Source organism: Quadrisphaera setariae (genome assembly GCF_008041935.1).
Classification (GTDB): domain Bacteria; phylum Actinomycetota; class Actinomycetes; order Actinomycetales; family Quadrisphaeraceae; genus Quadrisphaera; species Quadrisphaera setariae.
The window spans coordinates 16,392-35,089 of record NZ_VKAC01000005.1 but is presented as its reverse complement, the minus strand read 5'-3'; the positions used below and the strand labels follow the sequence as shown (position 1 = coordinate 35,089).

The 18,698-nt window shown below is 75.3% G+C and carries 15 protein-coding genes and 1 tRNA gene; 10 read left to right on the top strand and 6 right to left on the bottom strand.

What is annotated here, in order from left to right; translation table 11 throughout:
• Positions 1–27: 27 nt before the first annotated feature.
• On the bottom strand, positions 28–885 hold the full coding sequence (gene rsmI / locus FMM08_RS09160; protein WP_147926076.1) for a 16S rRNA (cytidine(1402)-2'-O)-methyltransferase: 858 nt from the start codon (positions 883–885) through the stop codon (positions 28–30).
• Between the two features lie 41 nt (positions 886–926).
• Here rsmI and FMM08_RS09155 point away from each other — a divergent pair, with 41 nt between their 5' ends.
• Together FMM08_RS09155 and FMM08_RS09150 are read left to right on the top strand one after the other, a co-directional pair.
• Complete coding sequence (locus FMM08_RS09155) at positions 927–2,150, top strand: pyridoxal phosphate-dependent aminotransferase (RefSeq protein ID WP_147926075.1); 1,224 nt, start codon at positions 927–929, stop codon at positions 2,148–2,150.
• Between the two features lie 10 nt (positions 2,151–2,160).
• The gene (locus tag FMM08_RS09150; protein WP_222710594.1) at positions 2,161–3,810 is read left to right on the top strand and encodes a dolichyl-phosphate-mannose--protein mannosyltransferase; all 1,650 of its coding nucleotides are present in this window, start codon (positions 2,161–2,163) and stop codon (positions 3,808–3,810) included.
• On the opposite strand, the gene FMM08_RS22965 is transcribed toward FMM08_RS09150, so the two are convergent.
• The gene (locus tag FMM08_RS22965; protein ID WP_187279647.1) at positions 3,807–4,295 is read right to left on the bottom strand and encodes a hypothetical protein; all 489 of its coding nucleotides are present in this window, start codon (positions 4,293–4,295) and stop codon (positions 3,807–3,809) included. The genes FMM08_RS09150 and FMM08_RS22965 overlap by 4 nt on opposite strands.
• 69 nt (positions 4,296–4,364) lie before the next feature.
• The gene (locus FMM08_RS09135; protein ID WP_147926072.1) at positions 4,365–5,264 is read right to left on the bottom strand and encodes an SGNH/GDSL hydrolase family protein; all 900 of its coding nucleotides are present in this window, start codon (positions 5,262–5,264) and stop codon (positions 4,365–4,367) included.
• Positions 5,265–5,344: 80 nt separating this feature from the next.
• Here FMM08_RS09135 and FMM08_RS09130 point away from each other — a divergent pair, with 80 nt between their 5' ends.
• The 6 genes from FMM08_RS09130 (at position 5,345) to FMM08_RS09105 (ending at position 13,272) form a co-directional block, all read left to right on the top strand.
• Entirely contained in the window at positions 5,345–6,379 is a 1,035-nt protein-coding gene (locus FMM08_RS09130) for an LLM class flavin-dependent oxidoreductase (RefSeq protein WP_147926071.1), read from the top strand.
• A gap of 203 nt (positions 6,380–6,582) precedes the next feature.
• Complete coding sequence (locus tag FMM08_RS09125; protein ID WP_187279646.1) at positions 6,583–7,662, top strand: LacI family DNA-binding transcriptional regulator; 1,080 nt, start codon at positions 6,583–6,585, stop codon at positions 7,660–7,662.
• Between the two features lie 93 nt (positions 7,663–7,755).
• Positions 7,756–9,132, top strand: coding sequence for an ABC transporter substrate-binding protein (locus FMM08_RS09120; protein WP_222710593.1), 1,377 nt, complete (start codon positions 7,756–7,758; stop codon positions 9,130–9,132).
• Positions 9,129–10,073, top strand: coding sequence for a carbohydrate ABC transporter permease (locus FMM08_RS09115; protein WP_222710592.1), 945 nt, complete (start codon positions 9,129–9,131; stop codon positions 10,071–10,073). The genes FMM08_RS09120 and FMM08_RS09115 overlap by 4 nt, the downstream gene beginning before the upstream one ends.
• Entirely contained in the window at positions 10,070–11,005 is a 936-nt protein-coding gene (locus tag FMM08_RS09110) for a carbohydrate ABC transporter permease (RefSeq protein ID WP_222710591.1), read from the top strand. Before FMM08_RS09115 ends, FMM08_RS09110 begins: the two co-directional genes overlap by 4 nt.
• Positions 11,002–13,272 carry a beta-galactosidase gene (locus FMM08_RS09105; RefSeq protein ID WP_147926069.1) on the top strand — a complete coding sequence of 757 codons (2,271 nt, stop codon included), beginning with the start codon at positions 11,002–11,004 and terminating at the stop codon, positions 13,270–13,272. The genes FMM08_RS09110 and FMM08_RS09105 overlap by 4 nt, the downstream gene beginning before the upstream one ends.
• Before the next feature lie 42 nt (positions 13,273–13,314).
• Here the strand turns inward: FMM08_RS09105 and FMM08_RS09100 are convergent, their stop codons facing one another.
• The 3 genes from FMM08_RS09100 to FMM08_RS09090 form a co-directional block, all read right to left on the bottom strand.
• Complete coding sequence (locus tag FMM08_RS09100; RefSeq protein WP_147926068.1) at positions 13,315–14,937, bottom strand: GGDEF domain-containing protein; 1,623 nt, start codon at positions 14,935–14,937, stop codon at positions 13,315–13,317.
• Positions 14,938–15,079: 142 nt separating this feature from the next.
• Positions 15,080–15,155 (bottom strand) — tRNA-Ala (locus FMM08_RS09095).
• 77 nt (positions 15,156–15,232) lie between these two features.
• Entirely contained in the window at positions 15,233–16,009 is a 777-nt protein-coding gene (locus FMM08_RS09090) for a hypothetical protein (protein WP_147926067.1), read from the bottom strand.
• Positions 16,010–16,192: 183 nt separating this feature from the next.
• Between FMM08_RS09090 and FMM08_RS09085 the strand changes: the two genes are divergently transcribed.
• Positions 16,193–17,281, top strand: a complete 1,089-nt coding sequence (locus tag FMM08_RS09085) for a lactonase family protein (RefSeq protein WP_147926066.1) — start codon at positions 16,193–16,195, stop codon at positions 17,279–17,281.
• 8 nt (positions 17,282–17,289) lie between these two features.
• Complete coding sequence (locus FMM08_RS23930; RefSeq protein ID WP_304653975.1) at positions 17,290–18,687, top strand: type III PLP-dependent enzyme domain-containing protein; 1,398 nt, start codon at positions 17,290–17,292, stop codon at positions 18,685–18,687.
• The last annotated feature ends 11 nt before the right edge of the window (positions 18,688–18,698 follow it).

Genomic DNA, 18,698 nt, shown 5'->3' with positions numbered 1-18,698 from the left:
GCCCTGGTCCGCGCTGACGAGCGCTCGTCAGCGCTGCTGGCGCGCCTCCAGGGCCGCCTGGTAGAGCTCGCGCTTGGAGGTGCCGGTGGCCTCGGCGACCTCCGCGGCGGCGTCCTTGAGGCGCTCGCCGGCGGCCACGCGGGCCAGCACCTCGGCCAGGGCGGTGGCGGGGTCGGTCGCCGCGGCGGGAGCACCGGCCACCACGAGCGTCACCTCGCCGATCTTGGCGAGCTCGCCGGCCCACGCGGCCAGCTCGGGCAGCGTGCCGCGCCGGACCTCCTCGTGGGTCTTGGTGAGCTCGCGGCAGACGGCCGCGCGCCGGTCGGCGCCGAGGGCCTCGGCCATCGCCTCCAGGGACGCCGCCAGCCGGTGCGGGGCCTCGAAGAACACCATCGTGCGCCGCTCGCGGGCCAGCTCGGCGAGCACCGAGGCCCGCTCGCCCCCCTTGCGCGGCAGGAACCCCTCGAAGCAGAACCGGTCCGTGGCCAGCCCCGAGACCGCCAGCGCCGCGAGCACCGCGGACGGGCCGGGCACGGTGGTCACCGGCACGCCCGCCGCGGCAGCGGCGACCACCACCCGGTAGCCCGGGTCGGAGACGGTCGGCATGCCCGCGTCGGTGACCACCAGCACCGTCGCGCCGGCGGCGGCCGCGGCCACGAGGTCCTCGCCGCGGGAGTCCTCGTTGTGCTCGTGGGAGCTCACCACCCGGCCGCGCGGCTCCACGCCGAGCGCGGCGCACAGCCGGCGCAGCCGGCGGGTGTCCTCGGCCGCGATGACGTCGGCGCTCGCCAGGGCCGCCACGAGGCGCGGCGGGGCGTCCTCCGCGTTGCCGATGGGGGTGCCCGCCAGGACGACGCGCCCGCGCACGGGCTCCGGAACGCTCACGCCCCCATCGTGGTGCCCCGAGCCGCTGGCACACTCCCCGGGTGACCCGAGGTCCAGCAGCACCAGGAGCGCCTGCCGCCCAGCCCGCCCCCTCGCCGCGGCTGGTCGAGCGCATGCGCCCCTTCACCACCACCGTCTTCGCCGAGATGAGCGCGCTGGCGCTGCGGACCGGCGCGGTGAACCTCGGGCAGGGCTTCCCCGACACCGACGGGCCCGCCTCGCTCCTGTCCGACGCAGCGGCCGCGCTGCGCAGCGGGCGCAACCAGTACCCGCCGGGCCCGGGGATCCCGGAGCTGCGCGAGGCCGTCGCCGAGCACCAGGCGAGGTTCTGGGGGCTGGACGTCTCCCCCGCGGACGTGCTCGTCACCACCGGCGCCACCGAGGCCATCGCCGCCGCCGTGCTGGCGCTCACCGGCCCCGGCGACGAGGTGGTGGTGCTCGAGCCGTACTACGACTCCTACGCCGCCACCATCGCCCTGTCCGGCGCCACCCGCCGCACGGTGCCGCTGCGGGCGCCCGACTTCGAGCTCACCGAGGAGGCGCTGCGCGCGGCCTTCACCGACCGCACGCGCCTGGTGCTGCTCAACTCACCGCACAACCCCACCGGGCGGGTGCTCTCGCGCGCCGAGCTCGAGCTGGTGGCGCGCCTGGCGGTGCAGCACGACGCCGTCGTCCTGTCCGACGAGGTGTACGAGCACCTGGTCCTCTCCGGGGCGCGGCACGTGCCGCTCGCGTCGCTGCCGGGGATGGCCGAGCGGACGCTGGTGGTGTCCTCGGCGGGCAAGACGTTCTCCGTGACCGGCTGGAAGGTCGGGTGGGTCCACGGGCCGGCTGAGCTGGTGGGGGCGGTGCGGGCGGTCAAGCAGTTCCTCACGTACGTCTCCGGCGCGCCGTTCCAGCCGGCGGTGGCGGCGGCGCTGCGGCTGCCCGAGGAGGTCTTCACCGGGTTCGCGGCGCAGCTGGAGGCCAAGCGCGACCTGCTCTCCGAGGGGCTGGCCGCGGCGGGCTTCGCCGTGAACCGCTGCGAGGGGACGTACTTCGTCACCGCCGACGTGCGCCCGCTGGGCCTGACCGACGCCTCGGCGCTGGCCTGGCGGATGCCGGAGGAGGTCGGCGTGGCGGCGATCCCCGTGCAGGTGTTCTGCGACGACCCGTCCGCTGCGCCGTCGCTGCTGCGGTTCGCGTTCTGCAAGCGCGACGACGTGCTCCACGCCGCGGTGGAGCGCCTCGCCGCCGCGGGCCCCCGCCTGGCCGCGCTCGGGTGAGGATGGGCCCGTGACCGTCACCGCCGAGCGGCCCGCGCAGCGGCCGCGCTCCTCCGCGCGCGCCCGCGTCGACGACGCGGCGCTGGCCGCGGAGGTCGAGCGGCTGGTCGGCCCGCCGCTGGACACCACGCCGCGCGAGCGCCTGTGGGGCTGGCTGGGCCCGCTGCTGGTCACCGCCGTCGCCGGGCTGCTGCGCTTCTGGGACCTGGCCCGTCCGCACGCGCTCGTGTTCGACGAGACCTACTACGTGCGCAACGCCTGGACGATGCTGGCCACCGGCATCGAGATGAGCTGGCCGGCGGACACCGACAAGAGCTTCGTGGCCGGCGATGTCAACGTGTACAGCTCCACGGGCGACTACGTGGTGCACCCGCCGGTGGGCAAGTGGATGATCGCCGTCGGCGAGCAGCTGTTCGGCGTGCAGAGCTCCTTCGGCTGGCGCTTCTCCGCAGCCCTGGTGGGCACCCTGTGCGTGCTCGTCGTCGCGCGCACCACGCGCCGGCTGCTCGGCTCGACGCTGCTGGGCACCACCGCCGGGCTGCTGCTCGCGGTGGACGGGCTGTCGCTGGTCATGAGCCGCACCGGCATCCTCGACATCTTCCTGACCTTCTGGGTGCTCGTGGCGTTCTCGCTGCTGCTCCTCGACAGGGACTGGATGCGGCGGCGCCTGGCCGTCGCCGCGGTGGCCGCCCGCGCGGGCGCCGCAGGACCGGTGGCCTGGCCGCGGCTGTGGTGGCGGCCGTGGCGCCTGGCAGCCGTGCTGGCTCTGGCGCTCTCGTGCGGCGTGAAGTGGTCGGGGCTGTACTTCACGGCGGCGTTCCTGCTGATGAGCGTGCTGTGGGACGTGGCCGCGCGGCGCCGCGCGGGCCAGCCGGGCTGGTGGACGGCCCTGCTTCGCGACGGCGTGCCCGCCGCCGTCATCGCGCTGCCGACCCTCGTCGTCGTCTACACGGCCACGTGGGCGGGCTGGTTCGCCTCCACCACCGGCCACCTGCGGAACTGGGCGGCCGAGAACCCCGGCCAGGGCGTGCAGTGGCTGCCGCCGGCCCTGCGGTCGCTGTGGAAGTACCACCAGGACATGTGGCAGTTCCACACCACGCTCGACTCCCCTCACGCGTACAAGTCCTCGCCGTGGGCGTGGATGGTGCAGGGCCGGCCGACGTCCTTCTACTACCAGGGCCAGGCCCAGGGCGTGACGGGCTGCGGCACCGACTCGTGCACCGAGGCCATCACGTCCCTGGGCAACCCGGTGGTGTGGTGGACCGGGTGCCTCGCGCTGCTCGTGGTGCTCTTCTGCTGGGCGCTCAAGCGCGACTGGCGCGCGGGCGCGGTGCTCGCGGGGGTCGCGGCGGGCTGGCTGCCGTGGTTCACCGTGGGCGACCGGACGATCTTCCAGTTCTACGCGGTGGTCTTCGCGCCGTTCGTGGTGATGGCGGTCGTGTACTGCTTCGGGCTGATGACCGGGCCACCTGCGCCGGCGGGTGCGGGGTCACCGCCGGGGGGCGTGCTGACCGGGCGCCGGCTGGCCGGTGTGGTGGTCAGCGGGTGCGTGGTGGTGCTGGCCGTGGTGGCGGCGTCGTACTTCTGGCCGGTGTGGACGGCCGAGCTGATCCCCTACGACGCCTGGCGGGCGCGGATGTGGTTCGCCTCCTGGATCTAGCGGCGGCGCAGCGGCGCACCGGGCGCGGCGGCGAGCAGGCCGCCGACGGCCGCGCACCAGCCGCCCAGCGCGAACAGGTCGCCGAGGTGGATGCCGTGGGTGCGCGACAGCACCATCACCACGGGCCCCTCGGTGACCACGCGCCCGGACACGATGAGCACGAAGAACCCCGTCAGGACGACGACGGCGACGGCCGTCGCCAGCCACACGAGCCGCGGTGAGGCGGTCGGGACGGACGACGACGCCGGGGCCGTCCGCACGTGGACGGGCGGCGCGGTGAAGGTGAAGGCGTCACGGGTCGGCACGAGCTGCGCGGCGGTGCGCGTGGCGCCGTCGGCGTCCGCGGAGGGCGTGACCGACAGCTCCGCCGAGGCCGTGGACAGGCTGACGGACGGTGCTCCCGAGCGGGTGCTGGGCCGGGCGGCGGGCGCGGGCCGGGCGGCGGTCGCGGTGGTGGCTCCTGCCAGGTCCTTCTCGTCGGTCACACCCAGGGCATCGGCGCGGCGGGCCCCCGCCTTCAGCCCCGCCGCCTGGCAAGACCCTGAGAACGCCGGTCAGCCGGCGGTCGGGACCACGAGGAGGCGCTGCAGCACCGGCAGCACCTGGTCGGCCAGCTCCACCTGCCCCGTGGTGGTGAGGCGCACGGACCCGTCAGAGGTGGTGGTGGCGGCGCTGGTGAGCTCGGAGCCGGTGGCGGCCGGGTCGAGGTAGATGACGCCGGCCTCGGCGGTCGCGGCGCTCAGCGCGCGGCGGGTGGCGGTCAGGGCCGCGGACCCCTCGTCCCCGAGGGCCGGGGGTCCGACGACGACCACCTGGGCCTGCGGCGCCTTGGCCTTGGCCACGCGGATGGCCTGCTGGGCACCGGGGCCGACGGCCGCGGGGTTGGCGAGATCGTTGCGGCTGCCGAGCAGCACGATGACGCGCGTCTGGTCGCCCGTGACCTGGTCGAGGAGGTCGGCGAAGGTGCGGCCGTCGGCGGAGCGGGAGGCCCAGCCGGCGCCGTCGGCGGCCGCCACGCTGCGCGCCACCGGCGCCCCCGCACCGGTCAGCGCCGACGCGGCCAGCGCGGACCAGTCGTTGGCGGCTCCGGCGGGGTCGAGGCCGTCGCCGACGAACGCGACCGGCGCGCCGCCCGGGACGGACGCCTCGGGGCCCGCCGTGGTGCTGGTGGGCGTCGTGGCGGTGAGCGTCACCGACGGCTCGGGGGCCGGGGCCAGGGAGGCGGGCGCCGCGGACGGAGCGGCGTCGGTGGGCGCGTCGGTGGGCGCAGCGCTGGCGCCCGTCTGCTCCAGCGACGTGGTCAGCCCGGCCGCTGCGGCCTCCGGCGAGGAGCCGGCGCCCGCCACGGGGGCCGCCGGACGCAGCAGGAGCCAGCCGACCAGCGCGAGGGCGAGGACGGTCAGGACGCCGGTCGCGGCGATCTGGACCCGACGAGCGCGCGTGAGGGGAAGCACGGGGCCATCTTCTCGGTCCGCGGCGCGCGCCGTGGCCGATCTGCGGGTGATCTTCCCGGTCCGTGACCTAGCGTCAGGGGGTGGAGATCGGCATCAGCTCGTTCGCGGAGACCACCCCCGACCCCGCCACGGGAGTCGCGCCCAGCGCCCACCAGCGCCTGCTGGAGGTGGTGGAGGAGGTGGTGCTGGCCGAGCAGGTGGGCCTGGACGTGTACGGCCTGGGAGAGCACCACCGTCCCGACTACGCCTCCTCGGCGCCCGCCGTGGTGCTGGCGGCCGCCGCGGCCCGCACGGAGCGGATCCGCCTGACCAGCGCCGTCACCGTGCTGTCCAGCGAGGACCCGGTGCGCGTGTACCAGCAGTACGCCACCCTCGACCTGCTCTCCTCCGGCCGTGCGGAGGTGCTCGCCGGGCGGGGGTCGTTCATCGAGTCCTTCCCGCTGTTCGGCTACGACCTCGCCGACTACGACGAGCTGTTCACCGAGAAGCTCGACCTGCTGCTCGCGCTGCGCGAGGAGGGGCCCGTCACCTGGAGCGGGAAGCACCGCGCCGGGCTCGACGGCGTCGTGGTGCAGCCGAGGGCGCTGCAGCAGCCGCTGCCGGTGTGGGTGGGCGTGGGCGGCAACCCGGAGTCGGTGGTGCGCGCCGGGGTGCGGGGGCTGCCGCTGGCGCTGGCGATCATCGGCGGGCAGCCGGAGCGGTTCGCGCCCCTGGTCGACCTGTTCCACCGCGCGGCGGTGCAGGGCGGGCACGACCCGATGCGCATCCCGGTGGCCTCGCACAGCCACGGCTTCGTCGCGCAGACCTCCCAGGCCGCCGTCGAGACGTTCTACGGGCCGTACAAGGTGGTCATGGACCAGCTGGGGCGCGAGCGCGGCTGGCCGCCGCTGAACCGCCCCCACTTCGAGGCGGGGCGCACCAAGCGCGGGGCGCTGTTCGTGGGCAGCCCGGCGGAGGTCACCGAGAAGATCCTCTTCAACGCCGAGGTGCTCGGGATCGACAGGTTCATGCTGCACGTCTCCCCCGGCTCGATGCCGCACCGCGAGGTGCTGCGGGCCATCGAGCTGCTGGGCACCGAGGTGGCCCCCGCGGTCCGCGCCGCCGCGGCCGCCTGACCGCCCGGCCGCCTGACCGGCCAGCCAGCGCTGCGCTGACGAGGCCCCGCCGGAGGACGCCCGGCGGGGCCTCGCCGCGTCTGCAGGACGGCGGACGCACGACTACCCGGCGTGACCAGATCGTTGCTTGACTGCGCTGTCATCGGCCCCCTACGGTTCGAGCACCCCCAGGGATGACAGCGCAGTCATGGAGGAGGTGCCCGGTGTCCACCACGCACGACCGCCCCGCGCGCCCCACCGGCAGCGTCGTCATGGTCGACGTGGCCCGCGAGGCCGGCGTGAGCCAGAAGACCGTCTCCCGCGTCGTCAACGACTCCCCCCAGGTGCGGCCCGAGGTCCGCGAGCGCGTCCTGGCCGCCATCGACAGGCTGGGCTACCGGCGCAACGGCGCAGCGCGGGCCCTCGCCGCGGGGCGGACCCACCTCATCGCGATCGTGGCCATGGGCTCGCCCCTCTACGGCATCTCCGAGCACGTCATCGGCGCCGAGCGCGCAGCCCGCGAGCGCGGGTACTCGACCGTCGTCGTCGCCACCGGGGAGGACGGAGACGACTCCGAGGTCCGCCGCGCCATCGACCGGGCGCTGGCGCTCGGCGCGGAGGGCCTGCTGCTGGTCGAGCCCTTCCGCCGCGACCCGGCGCTGCTGGTGCCCTACGCGGACGTGCCCGTGGTCTCGCCGCAGCACGGGGACGCGCCCGACGCCGACCGCTCGCCCCTGCACTCCCACGTCACCACTGACGAGGAGCACGGCGGCCGCCTCGCCGCCGAGCACCTGCTGGACCTGGGGCACCGCCGCGTGGCGCACCTCGCGGGGCCGAGGGCCTGGCAGCCCGCCGAGCTGCGCGAGCTGGGCTGGCGCAGCGCCCTGGAGGGCGCGGGCGCCCCCGTCGTCGAGCCGGTGCGCGGCGACTGGTCGGCCCGCAGCGGGTACCAGGCCGCGCAGGAGCTGCTCGACCGCGGGGAGAGCTTCACCGCCCTGTTCGCCGCCAACGACGCGATGGCCGTGGGGGCCGTGCGGGCGCTGGTCGAGCGCGGGCTGGGCGTCCCCCGCGACGTCGCCGTCGTCGGGTTCGACGACCTGCCGGAGTCGGAGTTCCAGGTGGTCCCGCTCAGCAGCGTCCGGCAGGACTTCCAGGCCATGGCCCGGCTCTCCGTCGAGCACATCGTCTGCGCCCTGGAGGGGCAGCCGGTGGAGCGGCGCAGGGTCGACGTCCGCGCGTCGCTCGTGGTCCGCGCCAGCTCCGGCGACCGGCGCGAGGCGCCGGGAGACGCGCCCGCCCCCTGACCAGACCCGCCCCCGCTGCACGCCACCACCGACCGCCACCACCGACCAGCACCACCCGATGCCCCGCACGAACACCAGGACGAAGGAGTTCCCTTGTTCGAGATCGCCAGCACGCCCCTGTCCCGCCGCGCCGCCCTGGCCGGCCTCTTCGGCGTCTCAGCCCTGGGCCTCGCCGCCTGCGCCGGCAGCAACAGCGGTGGGGGTGGGAACGGCGCCTCGGCGACCCCCGTCTCCTCCGACGACTTCGCCAAGGCGATGGACACCGACACCGAGCTGACCTTCTGGACCTGGGTGCCCGACATCCAGAAGGAGGTCGACCTGTTCCAGGCGAAGTACCCCAAGGTCAAGGTCAAGGTCGTCAACGCCGGCCAGGGCCTGGACCAGTACACCGCGCTGCGCACGGCCCTCAAGGCCGGCAAGGGGGCCCCGGACGTCTGCCAGATCGAGTACCAGTACATCTCCTCCTTCCTCATCGGGAAGAACCTGCTGGACCTGTCCGGCATGAACGGCTTCGGCGACCTCGAGAGCCAGTACCCCGAGTGGGTGTGGAACCAGGTGGCCCGCGACGCCGCGGTCTACGCCGTCCCCCAGGACACCGGGCCGATGGGCATGCTCTACCGCGACGACCTCCTCAAGGCCGCCGGCGTGCAGGCGCCCACCACGTGGGACGAGTTCGCCACCGCTGCGCAGACCTACCGCACCGCCAGCACGAACAGCTACCTCACCGACCTGCCCCCCAACCAGGCCGGCCAGATGATCGGCTTCATGTGGGCCAACGGCGCCAAGCCGTTCGCCTACGACGGCGACAAGACCGTGACGGTCGACCTCACCGGCACCGAGGCGAAGCAGGTGGTCGAGTTCTGGCAGGGCCTGGTGCAGAAGGACCTCGTGGCCGTCGACCCCGACTTCACCGACCAGTGGTACCAGGGCCTGTCGGCCGGGACCTACGCCTCCTGGCTCACCGCGGCCTGGGGCCCGGTGTTCCTGCAGGGCACTGCCAAGAACACCTCGGGGAACTGGCGCGCGGCTCAGCTGCCGCAGTTCACCGCCGGCGGCAAGGCCACCGGCAACTGGGGAGGCTCGACCGACGCCGTCATCTCCACCACGAAGAACCCCGTGGCCGCCGCCGAGCTGGCCCGCTGGATCAACGTGGAGAGGGAGCCGGCCATGAAGCTGGCCACCGAGCAGTTCCTCTTCCCGCCGCTGAACTCGGTCCTGCAGGACTCGTCCTTCGTCGGCCAGACGCCGGAGTTCTACGGGGGCCAGAAGGTCAACGAGGTCTTCGTGGAGGCGTCCCAGAACGTCAACACCGACTTCGAGTGGCTGCCGTTCATGGACACCGTCTACTCCAGCTACACCGACGTCATGGGCCCGGCGATCACCAACCGCGGCGACATGGTCGGCGCCCTGGCCCAGTGGGAGACGAAGATCAAGGACTTCGCGACCTCGCAGGGCTTCACGGTCAAGTGACCACCTCCGTCCGCACCGCGGCGGCGCCGGCGGGCTCGCCGGCGCCGCGGCGGCGCGGCGCCTCCCCGGCGCTGCGCCGCCAGCACCGCGCCGCGTACCTGCTGGTGCTCCCGTTCATGGTGGTCTTCACCGCCATGCTCGTGGTGCCCCTGGGGTACGCCGCCTACCTGTCGCTGTACCGCGAGCAGCTCATCGGCGGGGTCTCGTTCGTCGGCGTGCAGAACTACGTCGACGCGCTGTCCGACCCGGCGTTCCTGTCGGGCCTGGTGCGCGTGGCGCTGTTCCTCGTCGTCCAGGTGCCGATCATGCTGGGCGTGGCGCTGGTCATCGCGCTGCTGCTCGACTCCGGGGTGCTCTACGCCCAGCGCTTCATCCGCCTGGCCGTCTTCCTGCCCTACGCCGTGCCCGGCGTGGTGGCCACCCTCATGTGGGGCTACCTCTACGGGCCCGACTTCGGGCCGTTCGCGCAGATGGCCACGGGACTCGGCCTGCCCAAGCCGCCGTTCCTGTCCAGCTGGATGCTCGGCTCGATCATGAACATCGTCACGTGGTCGTTCGTCGGCTACAACATGATCATCATGTTCGCCGCGCTGCGCGGCATCCCGACCGAGCTCTACGAGGCGGCCCGCGTGGACGGCGCCAGCGAGCTGCGCATCGCGTGGTCGGTGAAGATCCCCGCCATCCGCAGCGCCATCCTGCTGACGCTGATCTTCTCCGTGATCGGCAGCTTCCAGCTGTTCAACGAGCCGCAGCTGCTCCGCACGCTGGCGCCGTCGGTCATCGACACCGCGTACACCCCGAACCTCTACGCCTACAACCTCGCGTTCACCAACCAGAACGTGAACTACTCGGCGGCCGTCGCCTTCCTCCTGGCCCTGGTCATCGCCGTCCTCTCCTACGTCGTCCAGCTGTCGGCCCAGCGGAAGGAGCGCCGCTCGTGAGCACCGCACCCACCACGGCGGGCACCGCCACCGGCGCCGCTGCCGCCCCGCTCGCGGCGGCAGCGAGCACCCGGAGGCGGCGCGGCTCCACCGACCGCCGCAGCCCGCTGCTCACGGTGCTCGTGATCCTCGTGCTGCCGTACTTCCTGCTGCCGCTGTACTGGCTGGTGGTGGCCTCCACGAAGGACAACGGCCAGCTGTTCTCCACCTTCGGCCTGTGGTTCGACCAGATCAACCTCGTCAGCAACCTGCAGCAGGTGTTCACCGCCCAGGGCGGGATCTTCTGGACCTGGATCGGCAACACCCTGCTGTACTCGGTGGTCTCCGCGGTCGGGGCGGCCTTCCTGGCCACCGCCGCCGGGTACGCCTTCGCCAAGTACACCTTCCCGGCGGGCACGGCGCTGTTCTCGGTGGTGCTCGGGTCGATCATGGTGCCGACGACGGCGCTGGCCATCCCCACGTACCTGCTGTTCGCCGGGGTCAACCTCACCGACACCCGCTGGTCGGTGGTCCTGCCCAGCCTCGTGAGCCCGTTCGGCGTCTACCTCATGCGGGTCTACGCCGCGGACGCCGTCGACACCCAGCTGCTGGAGGCCGCCCGCGTGGACGGCGCCGGGGAGCTGCGGATCTTCTTCTCGGTCGCGCTGCGCCTGCTCGCGCCGGGCTTCATCACGGTGCTGCTGTTCACGCTGGTCGCCACCTGGAACAACTACTTCCTTCCGCTGATCATGCTGAGCACCCCGGAGAAGTACCCGCTCACGGTGGGCCTCGCGCAGTGGCAGTCGGCCGCCGCGGCCGGGTCCGGCGGGCAGGTGCTCTTCTCCAGCGTCATCACCGGCTCGCTCGTCTCGATCGTGCCGCTCGTCGTCGCCTTCCTGTACCTGCAGAAGTACTGGCAGGCGGGCCTGTCCACCGGAGGAGTCAAGGGATGACCCTGTTCGACCCGCAGCACGACCAGCGGGGGCTGCCTCCGAGGGTGCTCTTCGGGGCGGCCTACTACCCCGAGTACACGCCGTCGCCGCGCGTGAAGACCGACCTCGACCTGATGGTCGAGGCGTCGATGACCGTGGTGCGCGTCGGGGAGTCCGTCTGGTCGACGTGGGAGCCCAGCGACGGGGTCTTCGACCTGGAGTGGCTGGCCGAGGCCCTGGACGGCTGCCACGAGCGCGGGATCTCGGTGGTCCTCGGCACCCCCACGTACGCCGTCCCCATGTGGCTGGCCCGCAAGCACCCCGAGCTGGCCCTCGACCCGGGCACCGGCACCCCGATGCGCTGGGGCAGCCGCCAGGAGGTCGACTTCACCGCGCCCGCGTTCCGCTTCCACGCCGAGCGCGTCATCCGCAAGGTGGTCGAGCGCTACGCCGCGCACCCCGCCGTCATCGGCTACCAGGTCGACAACGAGCCGGGCCTCCACCTCATCCACAACGCCGGCACCTTCGAGGCGTTCGTCGACGACCTGCGCGCCCGCTACGGCACCGTCGACGCGCTGAACGAGGCGTGGGGCCTGACCTACTGGTCGCACCGCCTCTCCCGCTGGGCGGACCTGTGGACGCCGCACGGCAACGCCCAGCCCCAGTACGACCTCGCCTGGCGCGAGTTCCAGACCCGCGCCACCAGCGACCTGATCTCCTGGCAGGCGGGGATCGTGCGCGAGGTGGCGGCGGCGGCGGGCCGGGACGACCAGTTCGTCATGACGTGCGTGTCGTACACCCGGCCCGCCGTCGACGAGCTCGAGGTCAACTCCTCCCTGGACGTGGCGGCGGGCAACCCCTACTACGCCATGCAGGACGCGCTGGCCCTGCCCGCTCCCACCGACCTCCCCGCGCAGGGGTGGACCTCCTCGGGCACGTGGACGCTGGTGCACTCCGCGGACCGGATGTTCGGCTCGCAGCAGGCCCCGTTCCTCATCACCGAGACCAACGCCGGGCCGATCGGCGGCTCTGCGGTCAACTTCCCCGCCTGGGACGGGCAGTGGCGCCAGGCGGCGTGGGCCTTCGTGGCCCGCGGCGCGCGCATGGTCGAGTACTGGCACTGGCACACGCTGCACGCCGGCACGGAGACCTACTGGGGCGGCGTGCTCCCCCACGACCAGCAGCCGGGCCGGGTGTACGAGCAGCTGGCGCAGCTGGGCGCGGAGCTGGGCACGGCGGGCGCGACCGTCGCCGGGCTGCACCCCGACGCGCAGGTGGGGCTGCTGTACTCGGTGCCGAGCAAGTGGGGGCTGTCCTTCCAGCCGCCCACCGCCCCGTCCAGCGCCCCGGGTCCCTACCCGGTGGTGGAGGGCGCCTACGACTCCCTGGTCGGCACGTGGGCCCGCGGCGCCTTCGACGCGGCGCTGAGCACGCGCCTGCTCCACGACCGCCAGGTGGTCCCCGGCACCGCGCACGGCGACGGCGACGGCGACGGCGAGGCGCTCGACCCCGCGACGGTGGCCGCGGAGCTCCCGGTGCTGCTGGTGCCCGGCCTGTACGTCGCCTCCGACGAGCTGCTCGACTGGCTGGTCGCCTACGCGGAGGCCGGTGGGCACCTCGTGCTGGGCATCCGCACCGGCTACGCCGACCCCCTCGCCCGCGCCCGGCTGGAGACCAAGCCCGGCCGGCTCGCCGAGGCGGCCGGCACCACCTACCAGGAGTTCTCCGGCCTGGCGGGGCCGGTCCCGCTCGTCCCGGGTCCCGGCGCTGCGGGCGCGGCCGGGGTGCCCGCGCTGGACCTGCCCGGCGGCGCGGTCGCCACCACGTGGGTCGACTGCCTGCGCACCGGCGGAGCGCACGGCGAGGCCGAGGTGCTGCTCGGCTACGACCACCCGCACTTCGGCCGCTTCGCGGCGGTGACGACGGCCGCGCGAGGTGCCGGCCGGGTCACGGTGGTGGGCACCGAGCCCGACCCCGCCACGGCAGCGGCCCTGGTCGACTGGGCGTTCACCGCGAGCGCCCCCCGGTCGGCCCCGTCTGCGGCGTCAGCCCCGCCTGCGGCGTCGGTGTCGGCACGGCGCTGGGACGGCCCCGCGTCCGTGACGGTGAGCTCGGCCACGGCGGCGGACGGCTCCCGCGTGCACGTGGTCCACAACTGGTCCTGGGAGCCGGCGTCGGTGCACCCGCCCGTGGCGGTCCGCGACCTGCTCACCAGCGGACCGGTGGCGCCCCTGTCCGAGGCGGTCCAGCTCGGGGCGTGGGACGTGAGGGTGCTCGTCGAGGTGTGAGCCGAGGTGTGACGGGTGTCCCGGCCCTGGCGGCCGGGGAGCTCAGCGGACGGTCTGGCGGGCGCGCTTGGTGGAGTACATGCGCTGGTCGGCCTCGTGCAGCAGCTCCTCGGCCGTCGGTGAGCCGCCCAGCTCCGCGGTGGACACCACGCCCAGGCTGACCGACACGGCCTCGAGCACCTGCAGGCCGCGAGGGTCCGCGGCGGCGCTGGCGAGCTGGGGGTCCAGGGAGAAGGGCACCGACAGCGCCGTGGCCAGCCGCGAGCGCAGCGCGGCGGCGGCGGCGTCGCTGCCGGCGGCGTCGTCGTCGTCGCGGACGAGGATCGCGAACTCGTCGCCGCCGAGGCGGGCGACGACGTCGTGGGACCTGACCACCTCGCGCAGGCGGGTGGCGACGGCCACGAGCAGCGCGTCCCCGGTGGAGTGGCCGCAGGCGTCGTTGACGGCCTTGAAGGAGTCGAGGTCGCAGAAGGCGGTGACCAGCGGCGCACCGGCCTCCAGGGCGTCCTCGAGGGCCGCGGTGAACGCGGCCCGGTTGGCGACGCCGGTGAGCGGGTCGCTGTAGGCCATCTGCGCCAGCGCCAGTGACCTCTCCTGCAGCTCGTGGGTCAGCTGGACGTTGTCGAGCACCACGAGGGCCTGGCGCACGAACACCAGGGTCATGAGGACGACGAGCACGGCGAGCGTGGTCCCGGGCATCGGGTGGCGGGTGGCCTCCAGCACCACCACGGCGGTGGCGATGGCGAACGGCACGTACGGCAGCGCCCGCACCGCCGCCGAGCCGTGCACCGAGCCGCGCCCCCAGAGGTGCGCGGCTCCCCGCACCGGACCGCCCGGCTCGTGCCCGGTGCGGCGCTCGCGGGACACGAGGAGGGTGGAGGCGGCGAGGGTGGAGAACGCCGCGGTCCACAGCACGTCGAGGAGGCCGCCGGTGGAGAACTCCCCCGCGGTGCTCAGGTAGACGAACATCGAGTCGCTGACGGCCATGAGGCCCACACCGGCGCCGATGCCCACCAGGGCGGTGTCGGCGCGGGTGCGCGAGAGCACCGCGATCGCCGCGGTGAGGGTGATGATGTCGGAGACCGGGTAGGCGGCGAAGGTCACGAGCGCGAGCGCGGACGGCGCCTCATGGTGGACCACCGGACCCAGCACGAGGGTCCAGCTGAGCAGGAACAGCGCCCCCGCCACGATCACGCCGTCGAGCAGGCTGCGCACCCGCGAGGTGGTGCGCACCGCGCCGCGGCTGAGGGCCAGCACGGCCAGCGGCGCGAGCAGGCCGAACCCGAGGAACCCGAGGTCGGCGAACGACGGCGAGGGCACCTCCACGCGCAGCACCGTCTCGTAGACCACCCACACCACCTGCCCGGCGGCCCAGGAGCCGGTCGCGGCGGCGAGCAGCCACCACCCCCGGGCGCGGCGGCCCGGTCGGGACGCGGCGCTCTCGCGGCGGGCCCGGAGACCGGCCAGCACCGCGGCGGCCGCGGCGACGCCCGCCTCGGTGACGCCGACCACCGCCGTGCCGAGGGTGGGTGGCAGGTCGAAGAGGCGCTGGAGGGGGTCCGCGAGCGCGACGAGCAGCACCGGCAGGGCTGCGAGCAGCCACAGGCGCGAGCGCCAGCGGTCACCGGAGCGGCGACGGCCCCGGTGCGCAGCGCGAGAGGTCACTCCCCTCCATCGGCGCCCCGGGGCGGACCAGGAGGGGTCGTGGGGACTGCGTCACCCCGTCGGCGCAGCACCGTCCCCCGTGGCATCCCCCGCCGGGACGCACGAAGGGCCGGCACCTCGCGGTGCCGGCCCTTCGTCCTGCTGGTGGAGCTGAGGGGACTCGAACCCCTAACCCCCTCGATGCGACCGAGGTGCGCTACCAATTGCGCCACAGCCCCGTAGGACGGAAGAACGTTACCACCCGGTCCCCGCCGCCACCGGCTGACCCGCCGGTGGCGCACCGCTCACTCGCCGCTCACTCACCGACGGCGCGGCGGCGAGGTGCGGCGGCCGCGGCCGCGGCGGCCCGCTCACGGGCGCGCTCGGCGCGCCGTGCTGCCTCGGCGTTGGCGACGGCGCGCTCGGCGGCGAAGGTCGCGGCGGCAGCGGCGGCGCTGGCCGACGCCGCGCGGGCGGCGACGGCGGCGCGGCCCTGCGCGTCCCGGCGGACGGCGGCGCGCTGCTGGGCGGCGCGGGTGCGCGCCTGCGCCTCGAGGGCGGCGGCGCGCTCGGCGGCGCGCTGCCGGACCACCGAGCGGCGACGGGCCACCAGCACGGCGGCGCCGAGCACGGCCAGGCCCGCGGGAGCCGCGGACAGCGGCACCACGCCCAGCACGGCGAGGACCGCCGGCAGGGCCGCGACCAGGCCGGTGGCGGCGAGCAGCGCCAGGGCCGGCGCGGCCCCGGCGGTCCGAGCGGTGCGTGCCGCTGCCGGCTGGGCCACCGGCCGGCTCCCCTTCCCCGAGGGAGCCGAGCCGGTGGCGGCGTGCGAGGGCGCGGCCAGCGGCGGTGCAGCCGACACGGCCGGCGCCGGCGCGGTGGCGCGGGGGGCGGCCAGGAGGCGCCCGCTGCTGCGGAGGGGGGCCGAGGTGGTCCGGGAGAGCTCGCGGCGCTCCAGCAGCCGCAGCTCCTCCTCGGTCGCCTCGGCGCGCCAGGCGGCGGCGAGCTGTTCACGGCGCTGCACCCAGTGAGGGACGGCCCCGAACGCCCACAGCACCACGATCCCCAGGAGGAGGAGTCCGCTGCTGCCCACGTCGATACTCTAGAGGCTCAAGGGACTCTCGTGAACCACGTTGCTCGTGTGTCTTGTGTGACTGGAGTGACGAAAGTCCGGATCCACCCGGTTCGCACCCCCTTCTCGTCGTCGTCGTGACCGAACCGCAACCCGCGAGCCCTCAAGCGCTCGCACCACCTCGGGCGGCCTAGGGTCGCCGGGGTGAGCGACCTCCTCGCCGTGGGCTGCTACACCGCCGAGACGGGCGGACGGGGCCGGGGCATCGCCCTCGTCGAGCGCGACAGCGCCACCGGGCGCCTGGGCGGCGTCGCCGCCGTCCACCCCGCGCCCTCGCCGTCGTTCCTGGTCGCCTCGCGCGAGGGGCCGCTGCGCGTGGTGCACGCGGCGCACGAGCTGCCCGACGGCCTGGTCTCCACCTGGCACCTCGGCAGCACCGGGAACCTCCGGCAGCTCACGCGGGTGAGCAGCGGGGGCGGCTCCCCCTGCCACCTGGCGGTGCACCCGTCGAGCCTGCTGCTCGTGGTCAGCGGCTACGACGGGGTCGTCAGCGCGGTCCCCGTCCGGGGCCGCCCCGTGGCCTCCGCCGGGGGTCCGGCGCAGGTCATCAGGCCGCAGCCGCCCGGCGGAGCACCCGGCCCGGTGGCCGACCGCCAGGCCGGGCCGCACCCGCACTCGGCGGCCTTCCTCGACGAGCGGCACGTGGTGGTGGCCGACCTCGGCACCGACGAGCTGCGCGTCCACGCCGTGGTCCTCTCCAGCGGCGCTCCGGACCACCTCGACCCCGAGCCGGTGCAGGTGGTGCGCACCCCGCCGGGCAGCGGACCTCGCACGGCGCTCGTGCGGGAGGGGCGGCTCCACGTCACCGGAGAGCTCGACGGGACCCTCCTCACCGCCGACGTCACCGCCGGCCGCCTCGGCGCGCTGCGCTCCTCCCCCGCGCTGGCGGGTCCGGGCCCAGTGGGCCCGCCGTCGGAGGTCGCCGCTGTCGGGGGGCGCCACCTCGTCGTCGCGACGCGGGGCGAGCACCCGGCCGTCACGGTCCACGCGGTGGACGACGACGGCACCCCGCGGGCGCTGGTCGACCTGCCCCTGGCCCCCTTCGGCGCCCGGAACCCCCGGCACGTGCTCGCGCTCGGACGGCACCTGTACGTCTGCGCCCAGGACTCCGACCTCCTCCTCCACCTGGAGCTCGCCGGACTGGGCGAGGGTGACGACGACGAGGGGCCGCCGCGCGTGGTGGCGCACAGCGCCGCGCGCCTCGGCTCCCCCGCGGTGGCGGTGGCCCTGTGAGCGGCCCGGTGAGCAGCCCTGTGAGCGGTGGGCGCTTCGACGCGGACGCGGTCGGCGTGCTGGGGCCGTGGGCCAAGGCCGTGCCCGTCTCGGCGTGGGGCGCCACCGGCGCCGACTGGGTCGACGGGGTCGGCGCCGTCGACGGGGCTCCCCCGGTGCTGTCCGACCTGCCCACGCCCGTGCTCACCCTCGACGCGAGCGCCGTGGCGCACAACACCGCGGCGATGGCCGCCTGGGCGCGCGGCGCCGGAGGCCCTGCGGGCAGGGGGGTGGACCTGGCCCCGCACGGCAAGACGAGCATGGCGCCGGCCCTGTGGCGGGCCCAGCTGGCGGCGGGGGCGTGGGCGGTCACGGTGGCGACGCCGTGGCAGCTGGCGGTCGCCCTGGACGCCGGGGTGCCCCGGGTGCTCGTGGCGGGACCGCTGCTCGACGCGCGCGTCCACGCGCTGGCGGCGCAGGCGCTGGCCGGCGGCAGCGACCGCCAGGTGCTGGTGTGGGCCGACGGCGCGGACGTGGTCGCCGCGACCGCCGCGGCGCGTGCGGGCAGCGGCGCCGGGACCGCCGTGGAGGGCTCGCCGCCGCTCGACGTCCTCGTGGAGCTGGGGGCTCCCGGCCGGCGCACCGGAGCGCGCTCGGTGGAGGCGGCCCTCGGGGTGGCCCGCGCGGTGGCGGCAGCGCCCGGGCTGCGGCTCGCCGGCGCCACCGGGTACGAAGGTGCGCTCGTGCACGACGCCTCGGCGGCCTCGCTGGGCGTGGTGCGCTCCTGGCTGCGCGAGCTGCGCACCCTGCACGCCCGGATGCGCGAGGAGGGTCTGCTCTCCGAGCGCCTGCCCGGCGGAGCCGTGCTCTCGGCGGGCGGCAGCGCCTACTTCGACCTGGTGGCCGAGGAGCTGGCCGACCTGCACGACCCGCTCGGCGAGAGCGGGCCCCCGACGCGCGTGGTGGTGCGCGCCGGCGCGAGCGTCGCCCACGACGACGGCTTCTACGCCTCGGTCACCCCCGCCTCCCGCGGCACCGGACCCGCGCTGCGGGCGGGCCTGCACGGCTGGGCGCGCGTCATCTCCCGCCCCGAGCCGGGGCTGGCGCTGCTGGACGCCGGCAAGCGCGACCTCCCCTTCGACGAGGGCCTGCCCGTGGCGCAGGCCGTGCGCCGGGGCGGCCGCGGACCGGCGCGGCCGCTGGCGCCCGAGGAGGTGACCACGACCGCGCTCAACGACCAGCACACCTTCCTGCGGCTGACCGGTGGCGCGGACCACCTGGCGGTGGGCGACGTCGTGCGCCTCGGACTGTCGCACCCGTGCACGGCGTTCGACAGGTGGGGGCTGCTGCCCGTGCTCGACAGCGCCGACGGCGCCGGTGGGGACGAGCCCCGGGTGGTGGGCCTGCTGCGCACGGTCTTCGGCTGACCGCGCCCCTG